Origin of the sequence: Enterococcus sp. HY326 (assembly GCF_026157065.1) — a bacterium.
GTDB lineage: Bacteria > Bacillota > Bacilli > Lactobacillales > Enterococcaceae > HY326.
Genome location: NZ_JANLGQ010000005.1, coordinates 286,903 through 311,271, shown reverse-complemented (window position 1 = coordinate 311,271; position 24,369 = coordinate 286,903). Strand labels below are relative to the sequence as shown.

Genomic DNA, 24,369 nt, shown 5'->3' with positions numbered 1-24,369 from the left:
AGTGGCTACTCGCCGCAAAAGGCCAACAAGCTAAGAACACACTTATGAAAATTCGTGAATCATTAAGGGTTGTTGACTAAAGTCACAGCCACTTCCAAACTTATTCAGCTATTGCTCTGCTGCTTCCCGCAATTGATCAGTAACACTGACTACATCATCTTGCCATTCTTTTTCTGTCTTCGTGCCGCTTACGATTGAGTCATAAGTACCGAATAAGGTATCGCGAATGCTGACGCCTTCAACAGTTGCTGTGTTTTCAAAGCCGCCCATTACCGCTTTAGCACCGTTGTCATAAATACTGTAGAACAATTGGTTGTCGCCAGTTAATTTATCACTCATGCCTTCGATAGGTTGAATGGCACCAGACTCAGCAAAGATATCTGCCGCTGCATCTGAATACATCCAAGCAATGAAGTCTTTCCCGCCGTCTTTGTTTTCAGCACCAGTTGGCATCCACATTTGTTCAAAGAATGTGTAAGAATATTGGTCGCCGCCAGCTTCTGTCGCTGGTAAAGCTGTCATGCCCCAAGCAAAGCCATCAGCTCTTGGTGCTTCTTCCATTTCACCGACTACCCAAGTACCGTTTGGCATAAAGATTGCTTGATTGTCTAAAATCATTTGTTGGTTCTTAGTAAAGTCTTGGTCATTTGCATTTGCTGGTGTTGTTTCAGCTGTATAAGATGCTAATTTAGTCGCAATATCGAAGGATTCAGTTGCATCAGCTGAAGCCCAAGTACCGTCAACGTAGGACATTGCATCATTATAGAAATCAGGTCCGCCAACTGCTGGTAATAAACTAAAGAAGAAGGAATCAAGATAACCAGTTGTTGGATAAGTGAATAAAGCAATGTCTTCAGCTGCTGCTTTATCTCCTAGTTCCCACATCTCATCCCAAGTAGTTGGTACTTCCCAGCCTTTTTCTTCTAATAAACCTGAGTTATAGAACAAACCAGTTGGAGAATAGAACATTGGTGCTAAATAGGTTTTGCCATCGTTATAAGGATTCGTTGCTAACGTGTCGATAAAACCAGGAATTAATTTTTCTTTGACTGTTACATCTTCTCCTGGCACTGTCATATCAAAGACATCTGTTAAGTCTTCTAAGTTTTTGTCTTTTATAAAGGTTTCTGTTAAACCGGCTTCCCGACCAGTGGCTAACAAAATAACATCTGGATAATTGCCAGCCTTCATATCAGGACTGATGACGTCCTCTAATTTTTTATCAGTGGTTAATTCAATGTCAATATCTGGGTTTTCTGCTTCATAAGCTTTTTCAATTTCCGTCCACATATCAGCACCGTAGCCAGATTCTAAAGCGGCTACTTTCACAACTGTTTTATCACTTGAACTTCCACCAGAACTGTCAGTACTACTACCACTGTCACTGCCTCCGCCACACGCTGCCAATAAAACTCCTGTTGCTGATAATGCCAATAAAGATAAGATTTTCTTGTTTTTCATAAAGTTTTACCCCCTTTGATGCATTCAGTATAACATAACGTGTAAGCGTTTTATTTAGTTGAGTTGCACTCTTTTTTAGAAATATTGGTTAATTTGCGAAAGAGTAATATTTCATAATGTTTTAAATAAAATTCGCAATAATTTTTTCCTGCTTTCGATATTTACCCGGTGCTAGTGAATAGGCTTTTTTAAAGGCTTGATTAAAATAGGATTGCGAGCTGAAGCCGACAATTTCAGCAATTTCGGCTACTGAATAATCGGTATTAATCAACAGTTCCTTTGCTTTCATCAGGCGAACCTTCAGCAGATAATTCATCGGTGTATCACTATATGTCTGTTTAAAAATATGAATGATGTAATACTTATCTAAATGCAAACTATTGCTAATCGATTCCAAACTAATCTGTTCCTTGAAATGATGGTCAATATAGTCCTTAATAAACGCACCGTCTTTGTTCAGGCGCTTATTGTCCACATTTTCTAAAGAAAAATCCTCCAGCTTCATCAAGTCAATTAAGAATAGCTGGCATAGCGGCAGCTTGCACAAATCATGACTGTTGCCGTTTTTAGCTTCTTCTAAAATCAAGGGAATTAAGTTTTTAAAAACCTCTTGAGTATGTTTGATGGCATAAAAATTTTTCTGTTGATCTTCATTGGTAAATTGAACCTTATTAATCCCAATCACAAAATATTCCAAAGGCGTGTTCTCACTGGAGACCTCTGTGTGGGAAACATAAGGATTCACCACAATCAGACTGCCCTTTTCAATTGGCGTAATTTGTCCATCCGCCAAAAAGCCACCCTGTCCGTTCAGCACATAAAGAATTTCCGAAAAATAATGAGTATGTAGCGTACTGTGCCAGTCGGTTTTTTCGTAGATGGAATGATGGATGTAAATCGGCTCCATCTGCTTCAAAATATCTTCAATTTTTTTCATGCTCCCAACCCCTTCTTGCTAAATCTAAAAAGATCACATCCTTAACGTATTATCCATTTAAAATTTATCCATCCCACTCAAGCCGGCTCCAATCAAACCCGCGTTATTGTCATAGTCAGAAATTTTAATCTGCTCAAGACTGCGGTACTGTGCCGGAATCATTAATTTTTTAATTTCTTCTTTAATAGTAGGCAATAAATCTGGATTTAATTTAATGATACTACCGCCGAGCACAATGACCATTGGATCTAAAACGGTAATCATCGCATAGATACCATATGCAAAATCGGCAATCCACTCTGTGACGATTGCAGTTTCGGCTGGCTGCTGTGCAAAATAGCCAGCAAAAATTTCCTTCGTGGTAATCTCTGGCCGATTTAATTTTTCTGCGGCCCGTTTAGCTAAGTTATTGCCGCCAACGGAATCCTCCAAGGTCAACTTTTCACCGTTTTTTGGTCGAGGTAAGAGGCCGATTTCACCGGCAAAGCCCTGCCCGCGAATAAAGGCGCCATTAGTCAGCGAAGCACTAGAAATACCGGTACTCGCCGTAATAAATGTTAACGTATCACCAGCCGATAATTTAGCGGCTTTCCATTCCGCATAGGCAGCCTGATAGACATCATTATCAATTGTCACTCCTAAAATTTCCGGATATTTTTCCTGTATGCGGGCAACAATCGGAAAATTTTCCCACGGCAAATTATTTTGAAAGACAGCAATCCCCTGTTCCCGATTAACTAAGCCCGGCACTCCCACACCAAAAGACAGCTGTGAAAGTGGCATGTCGATTTTTTCTACTAGCTGATCAATCGCTTCAGTCAAGCTGGCAAACATCGTCTCTTTTGTAGAAATATTGCTAGTAACTTTGTTTTCCGCTAAAACGCTTCCATTTTCATCAATTAAACCAACGGCAATTTTCGTACCGCCAATATCTATTCCCAATGCTTTTTTCATTCTGGAACCTCCTATTTCTTGTTAATTGTAGCTTAACAGGCTTAAAGAGGATAGTAAAGAATAATCTGGTTGTAACCAGTTAATTTTTTTATAAATATTTGAAATTTAATCTATTTAGGGAATTTTATAATTATTCCTTCATCTTTTTACAATTAAAAAAGCTTGGATAAAAATCATAAAAACAATCTAGAGACGGGCCGCCCTCCCGCTAGGCGGCCTTCAAAATAATTCATCAAAAACCTTGAAGCAACAACGTTTCTTTTCATTTTTCAAAAAGAGATCAGCTTACCATTTGCACTATAGCTTTTTCTCCGCATTGTCAGACCTTCAATGATTAAGAAAACTTTTCCTTTTATAATTTTTACTTAAAAGGATTAAGAGTCGGTAATGACAGCTAGCCCGCCTAAAAAGTTGTGCTAAGCTAAACAAAAATAACAAAAGACGGAGAAAACAAATGCGCAAATTTATTATCTTTGCGGGAATTATGATTGTATTCGCTCTAATCCTTGTCGTTTATGCCTTTAAGATTGAACCTTATCAGCTGACTGTCAAAGAGGTGGCCCTTGATTATTCCCCAACTAACGAAACAGACAGCGTGGAACTGAAAATTGTTCAAGTTTCTGATATTCACTTAGCAGAAAATTTTACCATTCAAAATCTAGCCGCTGTTACTGAAAAAATTAATCAACAACAAGCCGACATTGTTGTTTTTACTGGAGATTTATTTGATAATTACGCTCGCTATGGTGTTGGTTTGGAGACCGAAGTTATGCAACAGCTAGCCCAAATTCAAGCAACTATCGGCAAATACGCCATCAAAGGCAATCATGATTACGGCGGCGGTGCAGCTCGAGTCATCGATGAGCTTTTACAGGAGGCTAACTTTAGCGTACTGGAAAATACTGGCGAGACCTTGACCTTAGCCAATGGCAAAGAACTTTTTGTCGGCGGCTTGGACGATGCCCTCTTAGGCAATTCTGATCCAGAAGAAATGTTTAGCTATCAGAGTCAAGCGGATTTTTCATTGCTTTTAACCCATGAGCCGGATGTCGCAGACGCCTTGGTGACAGCGACTCCCAGTTTAATCTTAGCGGGCCACAGCCATGGCGGACAAATCTGGCTGCCTTTTTATCAAGTAAAAAATCAATTGGCGAAAACTTATTCCAAAGGTAGCTATCAGCTGGCAGACAACACACAGCTCTATGTGAATACCGGTATCGGCACTACGATGATTCACGCCCGCTTTTTAAATCCGCCGCAGTTGAGCGTTTTTCGCTTGAGTATTTAGAAAGCTATTGTCATTGTAAAGCTTTTAACGCACAATAAAGTAAAAACGGAGCTGGACCTATGACAACCATTCATCAAACTTTTTACCAAGCCGCTGCTAAAACCCTTAGCAAAAAATTGCTGAACCGAAATTTTCAAGTGGTCATCTGTGAAAATCTCACCGAAGCTAAAGAGAAAGCTTTAGCTCTGATTGATCCAAAAAAAGTTGTGGCCTTTGGAGGCTCTGAAACACTAAAGGATTCTCAATTAATTGAAGCGTTGTACGAACGCCAGCAGCCGATGATTAATCGGGAGCTAGCCAAGGACTTAGCAGAACGCCATCAATTAATGAAACAAGCCCTGACCGCAGATTATTTTTTAACCAGCATCAATGGTATCTCTGAAGATGGTGAATTAGTCAATGTAGACAATGTCGGCAATCGGGTGGCAGCCATCACCTATGGGCCAGATAAGGTTTTGGCCTTTGTCGGCATGAACAAAGTCTATGGCAACTTAGAAACAACCATTCAAATGGTCCGCAAAAAAACCGCGCCCCTCAATGCTACACGTTTGAATTTGCAAAAGACGCCTTGCATAAAAAAAGGCGTCTGCGGCGATTGTTTTCTTGAAGAATGTATTTGCAATACAATTGCTGTCACCCGTCGCTCTTGGCAGGCTGAACGACTGACAATCTTTTTAATTTTAGACAATCACGGCTATTAAAATTTCAAAAAAAATCTGTTTTGTAAATTGACTAACTCAGAATAGTTAGATGAAAAACTAACGAATGACGAGTATTTCATTTTCACAAAATAGATTTTTTTTTGTGAGAAGCTAAAAATCACTGCATTACCTTCAATTAATCTTCATACTTTGCTGTTAATTTAAAATAAACAGCAGAAAGGATTTGATACTTGGGTTTTGGGAAAACAAGCAGCTGCGGGACAATTCGGATGGGATTGCAGCTGGATTAAATTGGAGGATGACAATATGGAACAAACTTTACCAAGAAATTATTCAAATCATCAGGATATTAAAAAAACCGGTTGGATGCTCTGTCTATACACGCTAATTTTCAGTGGTGTATCTTACCTTGCTGCAAATTTTTTAATTCAGCAGGCGGCTGCCAAAAATGATGGCATGCTTTCTCAAGCCGCTTGGGAAGCCGTTAGTGAAAGCGGTCTGCCTTACTTGCTGGCTCTAGCAGTTGGGCTGCTAATTATCTGGGGCTTTCGCCGGCAGCATTTTTTTCAAGATATCACCAATGTCCATCAAAAAATCAATGTCAAAACTTTTTTAATTTTACTGTGTGCTTTTGTAGGTATTCAATTTATTTTTCCTTATTTCAGCACCGCTGTGGAAAGTTTATTTAATCTGTTTGGTCTCTCATTGCAAAATCAAATGGATGCTGCCACCGCCAGTAGTACGACCCTTTCAATGCTGATTTATTCTTCTCTAGCAGCGCCGATTTGTGAAGAATTAGTTTTCCGGGGAGCCGTCCTGCATTCACTAGAAAAATTTGGCCGACCCTTTGCCATGATTGTTTCATCGGCCCTCTTTGGTATTTATCACGGGAATTTTACTCAAGGTGTCTTTGCTTTTTGCGCTGGTATGATTCTTAGTTATACTGCGTTGCGTTTTTCTTTGAAATGGGCCATTGCATTGCATATGTTTAATAATTTTGTTTTAGGCGACCTCTTTAGTTTTGCAACTGCTAATCTGCCGGTTACTACCCAAACGCTCCTTTTAGTTGGCATCCAACTGATTGGTCTTGTGATTGCCCTTTATTTTCTAATAAAACGGCGCCAGCAAATTGTCACTTTCTTTAAAAATCAACCGACAGAGTCTGGCGCTGTCAAAAGTGTGCTGACTTCCGCAGGTCTTTTGATTTTCACTGGCGTAAATTTATACATGGCTATCAGTTCGGTACAGCCCTTGCTGCAATAAATTTTGCTGAATAAAAGTTGAGAATCTGACGAAGGGCTACTTGGAAAAAATTTTTAATGGAATGTTGAAAGTTAAGCTTCTCTAGTTTTAAGGATCACCTTCAAAGAAAAAATAAATCAATCGCAAAAAAACCACCAACCTGTGAGTTTTACAGGTTGGTGGCTTTTGGCTGTAGCAATTTGATTAGCTTATTGTTTCAAAATGAACAGCTCGTTTAAAGCCTACAATTTTTCGTTTAAATTAGGCTAGTTCGATATCGCCAGCATTGCCGTGTTTGGCAAATTGACTATTATACAAGTTGGCATAAAAACCATCTTTAGCCATCAAGGTTTCATGATTCCCTTGCTCAATAATATCCCCGTGATTCATCACGAGAATGTTATCGGCATTACGAATGGTCGAAAGGCGATGGGCGATGACAAAGGAAGTTTTTTCCTCCATTAATTTATCCATCGCTTTTTGAATCAATTCTTCCGTCCGGGTATCGACTGAACTGGTCGCTTCATCTAAAATCAGCATCGGTGCTTTTTTGATTAAAGCCCGGGCAATGGTCATCAATTGCTTTTGCCCAACTGATAATTCAATGCTGTCGTCTAGAACGGTGTCATAGCCCTTTGGTAACGTGCGGATAAAGTGATGAATGCCGACTGCTTTAGCGGCATTGATAATTTCTTCATCGGTAACGCCGGTTTGATTAAAGACTAAATTTTCTTTGACAGTCCCATCGAACAACCAAGTGTCCTGCAGCACCATACAAAATTGATCGTGCACTTCTTCGCGTTTCATCTCACTCAAAGGCTGATTGTCGATAGCAATCGACCCTTTATTAACCTCATAAAATTTCATCAGCAGGTTGACAATGGTCGTCTTACCCGCACCGGTCGGCCCAACAATCGCCGTTTTTTTGCCGGCTTTGGCTTCAACAGAAAAATCGTGGATAATCGGTTGCGCTGGGTCGTAACCAAAGTTAACATGCTCAAAGGTGACATCCCCTTTAGTATCGGTTAAACGTTGGCTTAGGTGCGACTCATCAGCCATTTCAGTTTCATCTAAAAATTCAAAAACCCGACCTAACGCTGCACTTGCTGATTGCAGCGTGCTGAAAGCCTGTGCCAATTGAGACAAAGGTTGGGTGAACAGGCGAACATAAATCATAAAGGCCACGATGACACCAAAGGAAATCGTACCGTTCAAAGCTAAAATTGAGCCAATCACACAGACCATCACGTAACCAAAGTTACCGATAAAGCCCATCATCGGCTGCATGATGCCGGACAAAAATTGCGCCCGCCAAACACTGCTGTATAAGTCGTCATTTAATTTAGAAAAATCACCTTTGACTTCCTTTTCAGCATTATAGGTGCTAATCACACTATGACCGGAATAAATTTCTTCGGCAAAACTGCTGACTTTCCCAAGTTTTGTTTGTTGAGCGGCAAAATGTTTTTGTGATTTTGTCAAGATAACAACCACCATGAAAAAGCCCAAAAAGACAGAGAGAATCGTAGTGACACTCAGCATCCAGTCGTTGTGGAACATCATCACTAAACAGCCAATGACTAAAGTAATTGACGGTGCCAATGTGCCCAAGCTTTGATTGAGGGATTGACCCACGGTATCCAAGTCATTGGTCACGCGACTTAAAGTATCCCCTTGAGGATGGGAATCAAAATATTGTAGCGGCAGGTTATTGATTTTTTCAGAAACCTGACCTCGTAATTTTTTGGAAAAACGTTGGGTGATAGTTGCCATTAAAAATCCTTGGCAATAGCTCATCAAAAAACCCACGCCGTATAAAATTGCCAAGTACAGACAAATTTCCATAATTTTGTCTGTGTCGATGGTCGTGTAAAGACCGGCCGTAATTGTATCGGTAATTTCACTTAATTTATCCGGGCCTAAAATCGAAGTGATACTGCCCACCGTCGCAAAAATCACAGCGGCAATTAAGGGAATTGTATAGTTGCCAGCATATTTTTTAATATTGGCGAAATTAAGATGCTCCGCTGAACTATTCTTCATTTTCTAATTCCTCCTTCGATAATTGCGAATAAGCAATTTCTTGATAAATTTGATTGCTCGCTAGTAATTCTCGATGAGTACCTTTGCCGGCAATCCGACCTTCATTTAACACAATAATTTGGTCGGCGTCCATAATCGTACTAATCCGCTGAGCGACAATTAATTTTGTCGTTTCCGGTACTTCTTCTTTTAAAATACCCCGCAATTTTTTATCTGTTTGATAATCTAGTGCAGAGAAGGAATCATCAAAAATCAAAATTTCTGGTTTACGGGCGATAACCCTCCCAATCGCCAGTCGTTGTTTTTGACCGCCGGAAAAATTAGTTCCTCCTTGAGCCACTTCTGCATCCAATTGACCCGGTTCCGCTTTAACAAAGTCAGCCGCTTGAGCAATCTCCAACGCTTGATAAATTTTTTGATCATCTAGTGGAGAATCATTACTCGTTCCTAAATCCATATTCGAGCGAATGTTGCCGCTAAACAAGACGGCTTTTTGAGGGATATAGCCGATAATATTATTTAATTGTTCCTGCTGAAACTCTTTGATATCCTGACCGTCCACACGAATCGTGCCAGAGGTGATATCGTACAAACGGGGAATCAATTTCAAAATAGTGCTCTTACCGCTACCAGTAGAACCGATAAAGGCAACTGTTTCGCCTTTTTTCGCAGAGAAACTAATGTGATGCAACACATCTTCGCTAGCTTCTGGATAGGCAAAGGAAACTCCTTCAAAACTCACAGTGCCAGTCTCTTTCAAGTCTTCGGTCGCTTCAGCAACATATTCAATAGAAGGTTTTAAGTCGAGCACTTCATTAATTCTCTTGGCAGACACCAACGCCCTTGGCAAAATAAAGAAAATCATCGTCATCAGCATAAAGCCCATCACCACCTGCATAGCATAGGAAGTGAAGACAACCATATCACTGAACAAAGTCAATTTGTCTGCAGCTGCAGCATTTTGAATTAAGGTGGAGCCCAGCCAATAGACCGAAAGCGTTAAGCCACTGGAAACTAAAGTCATCGTTGGACTGATAAAGGACATCATCCGTCCGGTAAATAAATTAACCTGTGTCAAATCATCATTGGCTGTTTCAAATTTTTGATTTTGATAAGCTTCGGCATTGTAAGCACGAATCACACGAATTCCTGTTAAGTTTTCCCGCGTCACGCTGTTTAAATTATCCGTCAAGCTTTGCACTAAGGTAAACTTAGGGCGCACCCATGTCATAATCACCGTAATCAAGACTAACAATACACCAACAGCGACGGCCGTTGCTGTCGTCCACTCCCAATTTTTATTGGCGATTTTGGTAATCGCCCAAACTGCAGTGATCGGGCCTTTGATTACTACCTGCAGTCCCATCGCAACTAACATTTGAATTTGCGTCAAGTCATTGGTGGTACGGGTCACCAGACTAGGTACAGAGAAATGTTGAATTTCTTTAGCCGAATAATCCGTCACCCGGTCAAAAATTTCGCCCCGCAATCGCCGCGTTAAACCGGCAGCAATTTTAGCAGCAAAATAGCCGACCACGACTGATGCCGCAAAACTGGTTAAGGACATCAAAATCATTTTAGCACCGGGAATCAAAATATCACTGGTTTTAGTGCCGTCTTCCTGTAATAGCCGCGTTATTTCCGACATGTAATCGGGAATCTTCAATTCCAAACTAACCTGTAACAATATAAATAGCACACTGACGAGGACCAGCCATTTTTCGGTCTGGCTCATCTTTTTAAAAATTTTAAACATAAGTTCCTCCTGTAACAAGTTAGTTAACTAACTATGATTGCTTTTCTATTTTAATCAGTCGCAAAATTGGCTTTGATTTTCCCAGCAATTTTCTTGAAGGTGCTGATTTCTTCAGCCGACAAATTTGCTTTAATTTTCTTTTCGACAGAGGCAATAAAACCATCCACCTGTTCCATTTCTTTTTGAGCCTTCTCAGTTAAAATAATCTGCTTCCAACGTTTGTCCGTTGAAGAAACCACTCGTTTAACAAAACCTTTTTGCTCTAGTCGATCAATGAGACGACTGGCAGTAGGTTTGCGAATCGATAATTCCTCCTCCAAATCTTTTTGATAAACTGGACCTGTTTGATTTTTTATGAAACCTAAAGCCCAAGCCTGCGGGCCTTTCATATGCTGAACACCCATCTTCGCACTTTCATTTTCAATGTAGCGTCCCAGTAAAATGGATAATTCGCGAATTTCATAGCCCAATTCATTTCGACGTTCCTTTGGCGGATTCATCTGCACACCTCCGTTCATTCCAATATAGTTACCTGACTAACTATATAACTCCTTTGAATTTGAGTCAAGGAAAAGAACGTAAAAAAAGACTGTTTTTCTATTTTTTACAGAAAAACAGTCGAGAGAGTTTTCACTTTCCTATTTTTTGCTTCATGACAATGATTCAATATTTATTTTTCCGTCAAATTCTTTTGTTACCGAAACTGCCAAATTTCTTGGGTACTCTTAAAATTTTTGTTGCTAACCTACTGAGAAAAACCCAACAACTCTTAACGTCATTTGCTATACTGGATAAAAAAGGATTTTCAGCCATGACAAAAATAATTTTATCCGGTAGCATCACTTTCCAAGCAGACTTTCAACATTTAGCCAAATCACTCCAAGCGCAAGGTTATCAAGTGTTAAATTATCCCAAGGAAACCGATAATATAGTTGCAGAGTACCCGCAAATTTTCAAGCAATTTTTTCGTGATATTGAAGCTGCTGATATTTTCTATTTGTACAATAAAGAAAAAAATGGCATTCCTGGTTACATTGGCGCAGCTGCTTTTGCCGAAGCCACCTATGCTTTGGGGCAAAAATTACTTCATCAAAAACCGCTTCAGATAATTTTAAAGGAACAACCAAGTCCATCGGTGCCTTGCTTTGCGGAAATCGAACTATGGCAGCAGCAAAATTGGCTGACAGTTGGTGAAGTGAATGGAGAGTTTGGCGAAAATAAAAGCAGCGGATCTATTCAATAAAATTTAGAACCTAATACAAGCCCGCAATTTTTTGATTGCGGGCTAATTTAGTCTAGCTCAAAAACTGAGACTCCCTCGCTTTATCCATCAGAAGGACTCTTGTCCAAATTGATTGCTGTTTGGCCGTGGGAATGTTCTCCAATGCTACTAAAGATTTTTTTACTAAATAACGCAATGAGAACAGTCAGCAGACTAATGACACCAATTAGATATTGCATCTGATTGATGGTCATTATTTCACTGAGCCAGCCAAAGAGTAGCTGTCCTAGTGGTGTAGCCAACGTGCTGACAATCATCACAAAGGACATCAGCCGGCCTAACAAATTTTGTGCCGCCTGAGTTTGAATGAAGACCATTAATTGAACAGAAATCATCGTGAACAAGGCCATTATCAGCGCAACAATTGCTGTCATCCCCCAAAAAGCAACACCAGCTGAATTTCCTAAAGCTAACATCAGTGTGCTAAAGATTATTCCTGTCATTACCAATTGCAGTGGAACACTCGTCAGCTTAACTTTTTTTGATAGCAGGCCGTAAAGGATTGACCCAACTAGCCCTCCAGTAGCAAAAAGAAAATTCATAATGCCAAATTGTTGATTGCTGACCTGCAGCCAAATACGGGCAATATAAGGAACCACCACTTGAACAAAGGAGTTGAGCAGAAAATTTAAAATGAAAGCCAAAATACAAATTTTTAAGATAATCGTTTTTTCCTTTAAATAATGCACCACATCTGTCAGATCTTCTTTGACCACTTGAAAAAGCGAAACAAACTTGTTGGTCACGGCTAGGTTTTGAAAACTCATACGGCTCTCAATGGCAATGGCGGCGCCGAAAAGAAAAAGGCAGCCGATAAAAATCAACGAAATCGTATTTTGTCTGTAAATCATGCCCGCAAGTACGGGGCCCAACATATTGCCTAAGATACCAATGCTGCTGACTGCGCTATTGGCTTTAGGGATATTTTCTTCATCACACATTAATGGAATCGCCGATTGTACGACTGGTGTTTCAAAGGCTGAAATCATCCCTAAAAGGCAGGTCAAAATGCCAATTAGCAAAACGGGATGCTCCGTTTGCAGGGCTAACAAAAGTAAAATTGCAACAGCAAAGTAGGAGCCGTCCATCGTAATCATCACAATTTTTTTATTTAGGCGGTCCGCCAAAATTCCACAAAAAGGTAACATAATCAACCGGCCGATGACCGCCAAGCTGGTAATCACGCTAAAAGTCAGCGCTGACCCCGTCAAATCCAAGACATACAACGAAAGAGTGAACTGTAGGACAACCGTTCCCACAACTGAAAATAGCTGACTAAAAATCAACATCCATAACATTTTTGTTTTATTCATTTTTTCCTCCAACAATTTTTTATTTTTCCAAAGCAAAGCCTCTATCCAATTAAAAAATCTTCTGCAAAGATAAAGAAAAAGGTGCAGCACCTAAATTTTATCTTTTACATACTTGCGGTATGTAAAAGTTTAAAAAATAAACATACTGACGGTATGTATCGTTTGAAAAAAATAGCCGGTAACAGCTATTCGTTTTTTAAGTGGGAAAACAATTGGTACACCAATTGAATCATTTCATCCGTGATTAGGGGAATGCCCAGACCATCAAAGGTTAATTTGATAAAATCAAACTTTCGCCGCAATTCCGCTTCGCTTAATACAGAAGATTGAAAACCAATCCAAGTATTCAGTGTCAGCACAAGCAAATCGGCGACTTCCTCTGGATAATCCGTTTGAATTGAACCATCGTCAATTCCTTCTTGAACGACCGCTTGAATTTCCGGAACCGCAAATTCAAACATTTCTAAATATTGTTCCCCTAATAATCGTGGGCTACGCAAAGTAATTGCTGCAGAGTAAGCTAGTTTTTGTCGCTCCAAATTTTTAAAGGCTTCCGTTAAAGAGTTTTGTAGTTTCGCTAAACCACTGGCCCCTTCAAATTTTAAGGGCAGCTCATCCAGCCGCTCGCCAACCACGACTGCCTGCAAAATTTCAAACTTAGAATTAAAATGATGATAGATTACCCCTTTTGTCATGCCTCCAAGACCATCAATAATATCTTGAATTGAGGTATTGTCATAGCCTTTACTCAAAAAAAGATTTTTAGCAACACTCACTATTTTTCTTCTTGTTTCCTCAGGATTTCGTCCCCGTGCCATCGTTCACACCTCGTTACATACTAGCGGTATCTATTTAGAGAATACCATACCAAAAAGGAAAGTCAAATAAATTTTGGGTTGATTTACTTAGGTAATGGTGAGCGGGAAAATTTTTTTTGAGGTAATGATTTAAATTACCTCTTAGTTCGTATTCCTTTTTGAAAAGCTATGAGAAAAATTTATTATAAGATTAAAAACCGTTACTTAAGTCTTCAATCAGTTTTTCAAATGCAGACTATTTAAACTGAACCAGCTATTTTACAGCTCAAACTCCAACATCATGCCATCCTCAGCTTTCGTGAAGCCATTTTTTTGATAAAATTCTGCCGCTTGCCTTCCTCCAGTAATTAGAAAAATTCTGTTTACTTGCTGCTTTTTCATAGTATCTGAAACAAAGTTCACTAGCTTTTTACCAACACCGCTCCCTTGACGATTCGGCCTCACATTAAACTCATCGACACAAAATTGACACCAATTCGCATATTAATAATCAATCCTGCCAAGGCACATTGCAACAATTTCAGAATTTGCCTCCACCACATAGCCTCTAGCGTTAAATCCGCTCATTGTCGCTTGGATTCTCAGCAAAGCCTCTTCTTTCCTCCAAGCATTCAACCAAGGCTCGCCATTATATGCGGCAGCCAGCATTTCAGCGCAAACGCCAAAATCATTTTGTTCAATTTCTCTGAAAATTAACTCCATATCATATCCCCCAGACTAATAATTAATTTTTATTATAGCAAATGTACCTAGCTAGACTAACTTAATTTATCAGTTTTCAAAAAGCACCCTGCCAACCCAAACAGATTAGCAGAGTGCAGTTCACTAGCAAAATTAATTATAAAAAATTTTTATCAACACAACTCGCTCAACTCATCAGGTAAATATTTCCAAAGTAAATTAAATAAACTATTTTCAAAAAAATCTCATAAAAGGAACAGAGCGTAAAACCATAATCCAAAAATGAAAATGAAGATGACCACCCAAATGAACTTGCCGATAAAATGATTGGGATTGATGGCGAGGCCAACGCCATATGCTTTTGGCACCCATAGCGGTTGAATTGGATTTGAGTCGTCTTTGAAATAGGTTTTGTAGAGTATGTAGCTAAAAATTTCCAGCGGCAGACACAGCGTTAAGATAATGACAACTAGCCATTTTTCACTTAAAATTTGCTGATTAATCAAAGTGTTCCCGCTTAGACATATTAGTATTACGGCGATGGTTAAAGCAGCAACCACTCTGCCCAACTTTCTGGCCTTTTTCGCGCGGGCAATCATGGCATAATCCTTTTCAACTTTCTTCATATAATTGGCATCTCCCTTGAGTAAGTAGTCGAGGGAAAGTTCCAGCTGATCGCTGATTTGAATAAGTGTGGGAATGTCCGGAAAATTTTTGCCATTTTCCCAATTTGAAATGGTCTGGCGGGTCACAAATAATTTGTCGGCTAAATCCTGTTGCGTCCAGGCCAATTCTTTTCGACGCTTCTTAATCATCTCACTAAACATCTGCATACCTCCCTAGCTACTTTTACTCTAGCAAAAGTCCTTCTAAATACTAGCAAATCTCTTTTGCTCCCGCAAGCAAGAGTCGCTTGCAATGTTGTTAGAATGGGCTTTTCTGAATTTTTATTTTTGTGAATCCATAAATTTCAGGTCTTTTATTTTTTAAGCGGAAAGCTTTCTTCAACCCAAAAAATCTAACACTATTGTCATATTAATGGCATCCCCTTGAACTTGCTTGATATCGGAGTAAGCTGAGACTAGGAGCTGATAATTATGTCAAAAGAAAAAATTGAAAAGACGATGGATTTCTTAAGTAGCGCTTATCAAGACCCCCAAGTGAAGGGAAATCCCGAGTTGGAAAAAATGATTTTTGCGGCTGCCCACGATTTAGAAAAACAAGGAGATGCAAATCTTGTTGCGGCACAGCTGTGTGATGAGATTGCGATTTATGTTCTTGGACATCAACGGGACTGTCCTCGGTCTTTAATTAATTTATTCAATCAACTGAAACCTGCGGCTGCTAAATACAAAGGCATTGCGGTTTCCTGTATGATGATGCCAATTTGGTTTTAGATTTCTGTGGAAGTTTTGTCCTCTTACCTACAAAAAACATCGCTTGCTTTCATCTGATGACCCGCAAAAGGTCACTAGATGTTCTTAGCAAACGATGTTTTATTTTGATTGAAAAATGCTTTAGTTTATCACTGATTGTCGCGGAAAATTCAGCTTTGAAAAAAAGTTTTTCTAGTATTCAATTACCTAAATTAAAGAGTGGCAACTAGTTTGGAACTAGATGATTCAAATCCCCTTACTTCAAGGTTTTTTGGTATTTGCGTATTTTTTTCCACGCCCAGTCATAATGGCTTGAAGCGGCGGAAACACTATAACTCCCCAGAGAAGTTGTCCCCGTCCACGGAAAATATTTTTTGGTGAAAAGTTCTTCGTCACTAAAACGGTCAAACTCGGCCATCACAGCCTGATGACTCTCAGCCAGTAGTTTTTTCGCTGCTTCAAGGGAAGTTTCTTGATGCTGCTGCCAAAAAAGCTGATTCAATTCCGGTGTCATCTTCATCGTATAAGGTTCCGGTAAAAATTTGGCGCTGATACCCTCGTCATAATTTTTATGAACCCAAGTCAAATACATCTGATGCCATTCGTATAAATGAATCAGGACATCCCGCAAATTGCGGTCCCGGTCATCAAAAGGAAAGGTCCCTGCTTGTTCCGTCGGTGAAAAACTTTCAATTAAGTTTATCAGGCGGTCATAATATTCCTGCGACTGGGCAATCAGTGTTGCTTTATCCTGTGGTCTAGCCATTTCTCTCATCCTCTCCGTTAATTGGTGCTATAACAAGGCACGCTTCCGTCACCCAATTTTCGGGATTGGGATCTTGGGCGGGGGAAACATGATTGATGTTCAGCATCGGCCCAGCTAAACGATAATGATTGATTTCTAACCACTGACCCAAAGCGGCCATCACATCGGGCATTTGTTCATAAGGCCCGTTAAAAGTAACGGAGGCCACTGGCAATACCGGTGTTTCAAAAAATTTTATGGTTTCAGTCTCTTGGTAGTCCCCCAAGACGGCCATCTGAATTTCTAAATCAATGTTTTCCTCTTGATATTCTGGATCATGATAGATGCTGAGGGCCAAAGGTGGTGTCGCAAATTGAACCTTTTGCGCCTCAGCAGCGGTAAACAACTCCTGCCACAAGACGCTTTCCCCAGCGGCATCAGCAATTACTTGCCGAGTGCTCATCACAAAATTGGCGGGCATTGTTTTTTGAACCACATGATAGTCCAGCGCTTTTTCCGAGCCTAAGACCTCCTGCAGGCTGTTCATCAAAGCCTGCTGCTGCTGAATTTTTTTTAATTCCTCCGCTGCCTCCACTTCCCGAATTGCCAAATGTTTTTTTAATACCTGCGGATCCTCTTCTGATAAAATCTGCTGAATCACTGCCAAGGACAAGCCCATTGCCTGCAATTTTTTTATGCGATTGATTTTTTGCAGCTGTCCGGCATTGTAAAAGCGATAGCCGGTGTACTCATCCGTCTTTTGCGGCTGTAGCAAGCCTAATTTTTCGTAATGACGTAGCATTCTTGTGCTAGTGCCGGACAATTTTGAAAATTCGCCAATTTGAAACATTTCCCCACCCCGTTTAACTTTTTTTGATTTGTTAAACCTATTGTAAACTTTGACATAGTGGCAAGGTCAAGTTAAAAAGGCAACATTCCAGTAAAAAAGTAATGGTTTAAAGTTTGCAGGCTAAGTAATTTTCACAAATATTTTTTTCAATCATAAAGCGGCAATTACTAAATGCTGCCCGCCAAATAAATTTTCCGCTGGCAGCTGCGATAACTTTTCACCAACAGTCCGCTTAATAATAGTAACAACAACAGATAGACAATGACTTCAAGGGGTTCCCAATTGATGACACCTTCTAAAATGGCAGCATAAGTAAAGTATTTAAAGGGTAAACTTTGGAAAACTAAACCTGATAGCATCAAGGATAGCGTATTGATAAAGCTGACGGCGGTGCTGATTCTTTCAAAATATTGCGCCCACGTTAAGAGCAGTAAATACATTAAGAGTAGTAATGGAGCATTTAACAGCAACATTTTCAACCCGTTGCCGCTGACAAAAAAACTGCCCAACTCCGGTAGTGAAGCAGGTCGTACCAAAAATAATATGCCGACAAATAATAAGCTGCCAAACACTAAATAAATTAACCCTCGATACAAATAAATACCAAATAAATTGTTTTTCAAACTCAGTAAATTTTTCATTTGATTGCGGCGAATTTCCAGTTCCATTTCTTGAATTCCTTCAAAGATCAGCACCCAGCCGACATACCAAATAAAAAGCTGGCCTACAGCGACTTCTTCTTGGAAGGTCAGGGCCGTGACAATCAGCCCGGCCACAAAAATCCATTCTCCAATCCAATCAAAAAGTGTGTCCAAGCCATAATTTTTCTTCATTAGAATAAAGCGTTTCACTTCAGCAAAGAGCTTACGTCCCAAAAAGTTTCCCTCCCTTGATGGCCAACTTCAGCGCCCCGCGAAAAATAAGCAGCCCTAAAAGCCAATAGGCGACCACTTTTGCCAATAAAATCAGCAAAATTCTCGTTGGCACTTGGTTTTGCAAAATACTGCTGATTAAAAGATTCAGCTCTTGAAAAGGAAACAAGTCGGCAATTTTTTTTAAAATCGGGGACAGTTGCCGCTCATTAGTTAAGCCGCTGAAAAACAGCATGTAATAATTTAATAAACTGACAACACTAGAGGTGCGGCTGAAAAACAGCGTAAAGCTGCTGAAAAAAATCCCTAGCCCATAGAGTCCAATAATCACCAGGTAATCCAAAAATAAAATCGATAGAATGGACCAGATGCTGATGTCACCTAAGGAGGCCTTTGTGATAAAGGCCAATAGGACAAATAGCGGAATCGCTTTGAGGGTATCGACAAAAATCTGAACCCCGCAGCGCCAAAGAACTAGCCGTTCAATGGAGTATTTGCTTTGATAAAGGGAAATTATCGTGCGGTCATTTATTTCATCTTCAATAATAAAGGTCGGTACCGTCGTACTGTGGGTAGCAAAATACCAAGCAAATAGCAGAAAAAACATGGCATTCGGATTGCCGCTGCTAAAATAATTCGTAAAGCCCCAAAATAAAACGACCAATGACAGATTAGCAAAAATTAAATTAACTCGATAATTTTGTAGCTCACGAAGCTCTCTTAAGGCTTCATACCAGAAAAATTTACCCATAGGTCAGAACCTCGCTAAAAATATCCTCCATCGTCCGCTCTGCTAAACTCATGTTTAAAATGTCAAAGTGGTTTAGCAAAAAGCGCTTGTCTTCTTCGTTTAAACAGATGAGCGTCGTAATGCCCCCTTCTGTTTGCTGAACACGAATGCTCTTGCGATTCGCAATCAACGAGCTTTTTTCCAGATATTCCTGATAGTGAATTTGAAATTCAAATTTCTCCAGCGACTGATTGCGAAATAAAATTCCCGGCGCATCATCAAAGGTAACCCGCCCGTCCTTTAATAGGAGAATCCGTGTGGTAAATTGCCGCAAAAATTCCACATCATGGCTCGTCAATAAAACGACTGCCCTATTCTCTTGAATATATTGCTGCAGGACCCGCACCAACTTTTGTTTAGTGGGAATATCCAAGCCATTAGTCGGCTCGTCTAATGCCAAAATCGGCGCCCTTTGCAGCAAGGCAATAATCAACGACATTTTTTGCCGATTGCCCTGTGACAGTGCTGAAACCTTTTTATCCATGTGCTGAGAAAAATCCAAATAATCGCCTAAACGCTTGGCTTCAGTCTTGAGTTTTTGAAAAGAAAAACCATTGATGGCTAAAAAATAATCCATATTTTCCCGAGCTGTCAGATAATCATAGTAGCCCTGACCGCTTTCCAAAACAAAGCGGACTTTCTCCTTGACCCGTTTATGCTGGGAACTGTTACCCAGAATGCGCACGCTCCCCTGATTTGGATACAACAGACCGCTGGCAATTTTTAATAGCGTTGATTTGCCCGAACCATTTTTTCCGATAATCCCGACTGCCTGCTGCTGATAAATCTGCAGCTGTGGGATCGATAGCACTATTTTTTTATTGAAACTTTTCTGAACATCAATAAAATCAATGACTTTTTTCATTTGATTTCCCCATACAGTCCTTCATCTTTTTCTTATAATTTTAATTATATCGAATACTTGCAGAGTTGGGGCTGTTTTCTTGAAAAAAGCCAAAAATAAATCTTTTTGCTTAAAAATTAGTCGCAATCTAATAATAGAAACAATCCCAAATTATTGTTGCTATATGGACATTTTGATAAATTCCCAACTGGATTTTCCATCTAACTAATTGGAAAATTTTTCTTGAACTAATTTTGAGGCATCCTATTTAAAATTTCTTTCTCACGACAACTCGGTTAACTTAAATTTTATATTTGATACACCCGGCAACCTTTTATTCTTCTAATTAAGCTGTCTCCCACCAATCCTTTATAACAAAATTAGTTGAAACTAACAGCTTTTATTTAAGCTACAACGCTTAATTTTACTTAAAAAAAGAACTGTAACTATTAATTAACAGCGGTTTCCATCACAGAATGAAAAATTATTTTCCAGAGAAACACGTCTCCTTTTAAACAGCTCTCCCGTTTTATAACAAATGAAAATCCTCCTTTTTTCTAATCCATAAATCTTTAATTGTATTAAGAGTGTACCGCAAAACAATCAACTACCTCTCATTAGTGCTAGAAAAAAATTAGCAAACTGGCAATGAATTTTTTCAAATCCATTTGCTTTTTGCACAACGCTCCTCAAAAAAGGCCTTTTGAGAAACGTTTGCGTGAACCTTTAGTTTTCAATAGGAAAAGGAACAACAGCTACAAACTCCCCTCCGCTCATTCTTGTTGAAATTAGAGAAACTACTTATTTTTCTTAACCTATTGTTTTGAAAATTGGCGGTAGGTGAAAAGCATTAAAAGGGATTCTAAATTTACCAGCTTCACCTATATTTTCTGATTTCTGCTAACCTATTTTGTTATTTTAAAAAAATAGTTTTTCTTTTTTAATCCCTCATAGCTATTGTAATTGTGCTGAGCTGTTGCAATTAAAATAACAGTTGTCCAAGGTAAGAACCAACGTGCAGAAATATAACACTACACCTCCTTAATTTTGGTTAATTTTATCAGCGAAAAATTATATGGGAGATTATTATTTTACATTTTAACGACCTTGGCAAATATTGTCCAAAATATTAAAATAACTTGTTATTTTAAGACAAATAAGTTAACATAAACATAAATGAAAATAATTGCAGATATATTTGAAATAAGAGGGAATCTATATGCCTAACCGAGGTATTCTACACGTAACTGTTCATCAAGCTCGGAAAAATCCGAAAAATTTATTTATCAGAAAAATCGAAATTGAGTCAACAGACCCGGCTTTTCTTGAAATTGAAGAGGAAGATTTACTGAATCTAGTTCACGAGCTGAATCAAACCTACAATAACTTTAAATTGTATCGCTGGAAATTAGAATCTAATCAGCAGCAGGAGTATTTTTTGACGATTCTCTTACGGGAACGTGCGTCTTTGAATGCGCCTGATTTGAAGTACCTTGTCTATCGCCATTTTTCTGATGAACTGTATCAACAAGCTTTCCAAAAAACACAGGAAGAATTAGCTCAGCTGCAAAAGAAAACGAGTCTGCTGACGACCAAAAACGATTTGTTGGAGGAAGACCGCAAACTGCTGGATGCAAAAAATCAGCAGCTAGCCTTAGAAAAGGAACGCCTCGCTGCAGAAAACCAACAGCAGCTTTTAAATCCCCTACAAACTGGGACAGCTGACACCAGCCAGTTAAATGAAGTGAAACAACAATTAACGGCCGAGAAAGATGCCTTGGATACACAAAACCAAAAACTTGCTCGGGAAAAAGAACTGTTAGCTTCTAAAAATGAATTGCTCAAGACTGAAACAAAAGCTTTTAGCATGCAAATCAGTCAGCTGCAAAAGGATAAAGAGCAACTGGCCGCTGCTAATGACGACTTAAACAAATCAGAAAAAGTTTTAGCCGGTACAATTCAGCAACTATCGCAGGAAAAAGAACAGCTCCAGCATGAGAAACAACAGCTGACAGCGACTAACCTACAGCTGGATAACTCCGAAAAAGTTTTAACCAACAAAATTCAACAATTAACACAGGAGAGAGAAAATCTCCAGCTTGAAAAACAGCAGCTCACTGCGACTATTCAACAGCTGAACAACACTGAGCAAACATTAACAAATGACGTTCAACAGCTACAAGCTGAAAAGGAAGAAATCACGCTTGAGCTTCAGCAAGCAGGAGAGACTAGTCAAACTTTTGAAAGCCAAGTTCAGCAACTGCAAACTGAAAAAGCACAACTGATTGAAACAAGTAATCTTTTACAGGCAGAAAAAACGCAGCTGGCTCAAGAAAAAAGTCACTTGGCTGAGCAAATTCTCCACTTGAAGAATGAAAGTCAGCCATTGCTAGAAAAACTGAAGCTACTGACGACAGAAAAAGATCAGTTGACCCGCAATTACAGTCAGCTGGAAGGCGAAGTCGAACGTTTTGCTTCCAAAACTGAACAGTTTGAAATTGAAAAAGAAATTCTTGAAACTAAAAATCAGCAGCTGGGCTATGAAAAGGAAATGCTGCAGCAGGAAAATCAACGGCTGCAAAGCGAAGCCGGTCCTAACAGCATTGAAGCGCAGCAAATAAAAGCCGAACACGATTCATTGAAGCTAATGAACCAGCAATTAATCGCAGAAAGAGAAACTCTGCAAACTGCCAATCAAGCTTTAGCGACAGAAAAAGAAACCCTCAACAATGCTAATCAGCAGCTAGCTACTGAAAGAGACGCCTTGCTAAGGGAAAATCAACAATTCACGACAGAAAAAGAAATGTTACAGTCAACGCGCCAACAATTAAACGCTGACAAAGAAACCTTACAAGCGGCAGCTCAACAAATTGCCGTTGAAAAAGAAGCCTTACAATCAGCCAGCCGACAATTAGAAGCTGACAAAGAAGCCCTGCAGACTGCCAACCAAGCTTTGGCGACAGAAACAGAACAGCAACAGTCCTCTGTGGAACAACTTACTCAAGAAAAAGAACATTGGCAAATGCAAGCGACCCAATTACTTGCAGAGCAACAAAAACTTAATCAGCTTGAGGCTGATTATCAACAATTGCAGGAAAATTATCTACAGCTTCAGCTAACCCAAAACCAATTGGCAGCCACTAATCAACAGTTGCAAGCAGAAAATGAAGAGTTTTCCGTTGCCGCTCTCTTGCCGGTGACAGGTCCAAGGACAGCTGATCCTGAAGTTGAAGAATTAAAAAATGAAGTGCAGCAATTACAGAACGCCAATCAACAATTGGCCGACGAGAAACAGCAATTAGCAGCCGCTAATCAACAATTAACCGATGAAAAAGAATTGTTGGCAAATGAATCCGCACGTCTAGAAATGACACCGCCGCCTGCAGCAGATCAGCAGGAAGCTCAACAAAAATTACAGGAGCTAACTACCAGAAATCAGCAGCTCTTAGGACAAAAGGATGATTTTGATACCATCGTCCAACAATTGCAGGCTGAAAAAGAATTATTGGAAGAAAAGAGTCTGCAATTAGCACAAGAGAAGGAAGCTATTGAAGCAAAAAATCAACGCCTTATCGAAGAAAGCCGCTATTTGGAAAAAGAAAATCAGCGGCTACAGACTGATCCTAGCGAGCTCCTTAGTGAAAATACTAAATTAGCGGAGGAAAGAGAGTTTTGGGATTTGGAAAGACAGCAGCTGGAAGACGAACGCTCATTATTAGCTTCAAAAAATCAGCAGCTAGTTTTGAAATTCGAAGAGCTCAATGATAAATATGTTCGCTTGTATAAAGCTGATCGCACAGCCAGCTTGAAGGAAAAAGTCCAAGAATTAGAAGCGACCAATCAAGATCTTGAGTCGCGTTTGCTACAACTGGCCAACAAAGAAATCATTCAACAGGATGAAATTGTGGAATCGACTGAGCCTGCCAGCAGACAGTCCCGCTTAGAAACAACTCAGGATATTGAAGAGCTGAAGCAAAAATTCAAACGGGCTCAAGGTGTTAAGCTACGAACCAAGAAAAGAGTCAAGGCGCAATTCTTAAAAAGCGATATGTCCAAAGTTGAATATTGTAAATATTATTGGGAAGTGGTCGATTTAAAAAATATCTGCGACCTAGACAACCTTACTTATATTTTATTTAATTCTTGGATTAGTAATATCCCAAATTTTGTGGAGCAAATTGAGATTGAAACCAATTACAAGCACGCAGAAACTAGAGGCACCTTCAAGATATCCAGCCAAAACGCCGCTTATATTGAAGCATATACTGCCTTATATGACTTTTTAGGTACCTTTTATAAATTATAAGCAAGTCCTCAGCGCACCTGAATTTTTCTGTTAAATTCAGGTGCGCTGCTTCTTTCAACCAAATCAAAAAATCCCTCGGGACTAATAATGTTATTTATAAAATCCAAAACCGAACAATGCTTATTTTTTGTTTTAATAAAGATAACTTT

The 24,369-nt window shown here is 39.5% G+C and carries 21 protein-coding genes and 1 pseudogene; 6 read left to right on the top strand and 16 right to left on the bottom strand.

Annotation, left to right across the window (positions count from 1 at the left end):
- Nucleotides 1-108 precede the first annotated feature (108 nt).
- The 3 genes from ORH16_RS14320 to ORH16_RS14310 all read right to left on the bottom strand — a co-directional run bounded on the left by ORH16_RS14320 (nucleotide 109) and on the right by ORH16_RS14310 (nucleotide 3,352).
- Nucleotides 109-1,461, bottom strand: coding sequence for a carbohydrate ABC transporter substrate-binding protein (locus ORH16_RS14320; protein ID WP_265459533.1), 1,353 nt, complete (start codon nucleotides 1,459-1,461; stop codon nucleotides 109-111).
- Between the two features lie 121 nt (nucleotides 1,462-1,582).
- Entirely contained in the window at nucleotides 1,583-2,398 is an 816-nt protein-coding gene (locus ORH16_RS14315) for a helix-turn-helix transcriptional regulator (RefSeq protein WP_265459532.1), read from the bottom strand.
- Between the two features lie 57 nt (nucleotides 2,399-2,455).
- Nucleotides 2,456-3,352: an ROK family protein gene (locus ORH16_RS14310; protein ID WP_265459531.1), complete on the bottom strand. Its 897-nt coding sequence runs from the start codon at nucleotides 3,350-3,352 to the stop codon at nucleotides 2,456-2,458.
- Nucleotides 3,353-3,806: 454 nt separating this feature from the next.
- On the opposite strand from ORH16_RS14310, the gene ORH16_RS14305 reads away from it, so the two are divergent.
- The 3 genes from ORH16_RS14305 (at nucleotide 3,807) to ORH16_RS14295 (ending at nucleotide 6,565) form a co-directional block, all read left to right on the top strand.
- Nucleotides 3,807-4,640: a metallophosphoesterase gene (locus ORH16_RS14305; protein WP_265459530.1), complete on the top strand. Its 834-nt coding sequence runs from the start codon at nucleotides 3,807-3,809 to the stop codon at nucleotides 4,638-4,640.
- Nucleotides 4,641-4,699: 59 nt separating this feature from the next.
- Entirely contained in the window at nucleotides 4,700-5,341 is a 642-nt protein-coding gene (locus tag ORH16_RS14300; RefSeq protein ID WP_265459529.1) for a lactate utilization protein, read from the top strand.
- Nucleotides 5,342-5,608: 267 nt separating this feature from the next.
- A complete protein-coding gene (locus tag ORH16_RS14295) occupies nucleotides 5,609-6,565 on the top strand; it encodes a CPBP family intramembrane glutamic endopeptidase (protein ID WP_265459528.1) in 957 nt (318 codons plus the stop codon).
- 240 nt (nucleotides 6,566-6,805) lie between these two features.
- On the opposite strand, the gene ORH16_RS14290 is transcribed toward ORH16_RS14295, so the two are convergent.
- Genes ORH16_RS14290 through ORH16_RS14280 form a run of 3 tightly spaced genes read right to left on the bottom strand, consistent with a single transcriptional unit; the run spans nucleotide 6,806 to nucleotide 10,843 of the window.
- Nucleotides 6,806-8,587 (bottom strand): ABC transporter ATP-binding protein, encoded by a 1,782-nt coding sequence (locus tag ORH16_RS14290; protein ID WP_265459527.1) that lies wholly within the window; start codon nucleotides 8,585-8,587, stop codon nucleotides 6,806-6,808.
- Nucleotides 8,577-10,343, bottom strand: a complete 1,767-nt coding sequence (locus tag ORH16_RS14285) for an ABC transporter ATP-binding protein (protein WP_265459526.1) — start codon at nucleotides 10,341-10,343, stop codon at nucleotides 8,577-8,579. The genes ORH16_RS14290 and ORH16_RS14285 overlap by 11 nt, the downstream gene beginning before the upstream one ends.
- Before the next feature lie 50 nt (nucleotides 10,344-10,393).
- Nucleotides 10,394-10,843 (bottom strand): MarR family winged helix-turn-helix transcriptional regulator, encoded by a 450-nt coding sequence (locus ORH16_RS14280; protein ID WP_265459525.1) that lies wholly within the window; start codon nucleotides 10,841-10,843, stop codon nucleotides 10,394-10,396.
- Between the two features lie 311 nt (nucleotides 10,844-11,154).
- Here ORH16_RS14280 and ORH16_RS14275 point away from each other — a divergent pair, with 311 nt between their 5' ends.
- The gene (locus ORH16_RS14275; protein WP_265459524.1) at nucleotides 11,155-11,586 is read left to right on the top strand and encodes a hypothetical protein; all 432 of its coding nucleotides are present in this window, start codon (nucleotides 11,155-11,157) and stop codon (nucleotides 11,584-11,586) included.
- Nucleotides 11,587-11,666: 80 nt separating this feature from the next.
- On the opposite strand, the gene ORH16_RS14270 is transcribed toward ORH16_RS14275, so the two are convergent.
- The 5 genes and pseudogenes from ORH16_RS14270 to ORH16_RS14250 all read right to left on the bottom strand — a co-directional run bounded on the left by ORH16_RS14270 (nucleotide 11,667) and on the right by ORH16_RS14250 (nucleotide 15,264).
- Nucleotides 11,667-12,938: an MFS transporter gene (locus ORH16_RS14270; protein ID WP_265459523.1), complete on the bottom strand. Its 1,272-nt coding sequence runs from the start codon at nucleotides 12,936-12,938 to the stop codon at nucleotides 11,667-11,669.
- 185 nt (nucleotides 12,939-13,123) lie between these two features.
- On the bottom strand, nucleotides 13,124-13,756 hold the full coding sequence (locus tag ORH16_RS14265) for a TetR/AcrR family transcriptional regulator (RefSeq protein WP_265459522.1): 633 nt from the start codon (nucleotides 13,754-13,756) through the stop codon (nucleotides 13,124-13,126).
- 258 nt (nucleotides 13,757-14,014) lie between these two features.
- Nucleotides 14,015-14,203: pseudogene (locus ORH16_RS14260) on the bottom strand (GNAT family N-acetyltransferase); the annotation flags it as partial.
- Nucleotides 14,204-14,239: 36 nt separating this feature from the next.
- Complete coding sequence (locus ORH16_RS14255) at nucleotides 14,240-14,458, bottom strand: hypothetical protein (protein ID WP_265459520.1); 219 nt, start codon at nucleotides 14,456-14,458, stop codon at nucleotides 14,240-14,242.
- Nucleotides 14,459-14,682: 224 nt separating this feature from the next.
- Nucleotides 14,683-15,264 (bottom strand): helix-turn-helix domain-containing protein, encoded by a 582-nt coding sequence (locus ORH16_RS14250; RefSeq protein ID WP_265459519.1) that lies wholly within the window; start codon nucleotides 15,262-15,264, stop codon nucleotides 14,683-14,685.
- Nucleotides 15,265-15,534: 270 nt separating this feature from the next.
- On the opposite strand from ORH16_RS14250, the gene ORH16_RS14245 reads away from it, so the two are divergent.
- On the top strand, nucleotides 15,535-15,834 hold the full coding sequence (locus ORH16_RS14245; RefSeq protein WP_265459518.1) for a bacteriocin immunity protein: 300 nt from the start codon (nucleotides 15,535-15,537) through the stop codon (nucleotides 15,832-15,834).
- A gap of 235 nt (nucleotides 15,835-16,069) precedes the next feature.
- On the opposite strand, the gene ORH16_RS14240 is transcribed toward ORH16_RS14245, so the two are convergent.
- From ORH16_RS14240 to ORH16_RS14220, 5 genes are all read right to left on the bottom strand, one after another.
- Nucleotides 16,070-16,579, bottom strand: coding sequence for a ClbS/DfsB family four-helix bundle protein (locus ORH16_RS14240; RefSeq protein WP_265459517.1), 510 nt, complete (start codon nucleotides 16,577-16,579; stop codon nucleotides 16,070-16,072).
- Nucleotides 16,572-17,408, bottom strand: coding sequence for a MerR family transcriptional regulator (locus ORH16_RS14235; protein WP_265459516.1), 837 nt, complete (start codon nucleotides 17,406-17,408; stop codon nucleotides 16,572-16,574). Before ORH16_RS14235 ends, ORH16_RS14240 begins: the two co-directional genes overlap by 8 nt.
- A 167-nt stretch (nucleotides 17,409-17,575) precedes the next feature.
- Entirely contained in the window at nucleotides 17,576-18,283 is a 708-nt protein-coding gene (locus tag ORH16_RS14230; protein WP_265459515.1) for a hypothetical protein, read from the bottom strand.
- Nucleotides 18,273-19,031 (bottom strand): ABC transporter permease, encoded by a 759-nt coding sequence (locus tag ORH16_RS14225; RefSeq protein ID WP_265459514.1) that lies wholly within the window; start codon nucleotides 19,029-19,031, stop codon nucleotides 18,273-18,275. The genes ORH16_RS14230 and ORH16_RS14225 overlap by 11 nt, the downstream gene beginning before the upstream one ends.
- The gene (locus ORH16_RS14220; protein ID WP_265459513.1) at nucleotides 19,024-19,935 is read right to left on the bottom strand and encodes an ABC transporter ATP-binding protein; all 912 of its coding nucleotides are present in this window, start codon (nucleotides 19,933-19,935) and stop codon (nucleotides 19,024-19,026) included. Before ORH16_RS14220 ends, ORH16_RS14225 begins: the two co-directional genes overlap by 8 nt.
- A gap of 1,198 nt (nucleotides 19,936-21,133) precedes the next feature.
- On the opposite strand from ORH16_RS14220, the gene ORH16_RS14215 reads away from it, so the two are divergent.
- Nucleotides 21,134-24,220 carry a hypothetical protein gene (locus tag ORH16_RS14215; protein WP_265459512.1) on the top strand — a complete coding sequence of 1,029 codons (3,087 nt, stop codon included), beginning with the start codon at nucleotides 21,134-21,136 and terminating at the stop codon, nucleotides 24,218-24,220.
- Nucleotides 24,221-24,369: the final 149 nt, after the last annotated feature.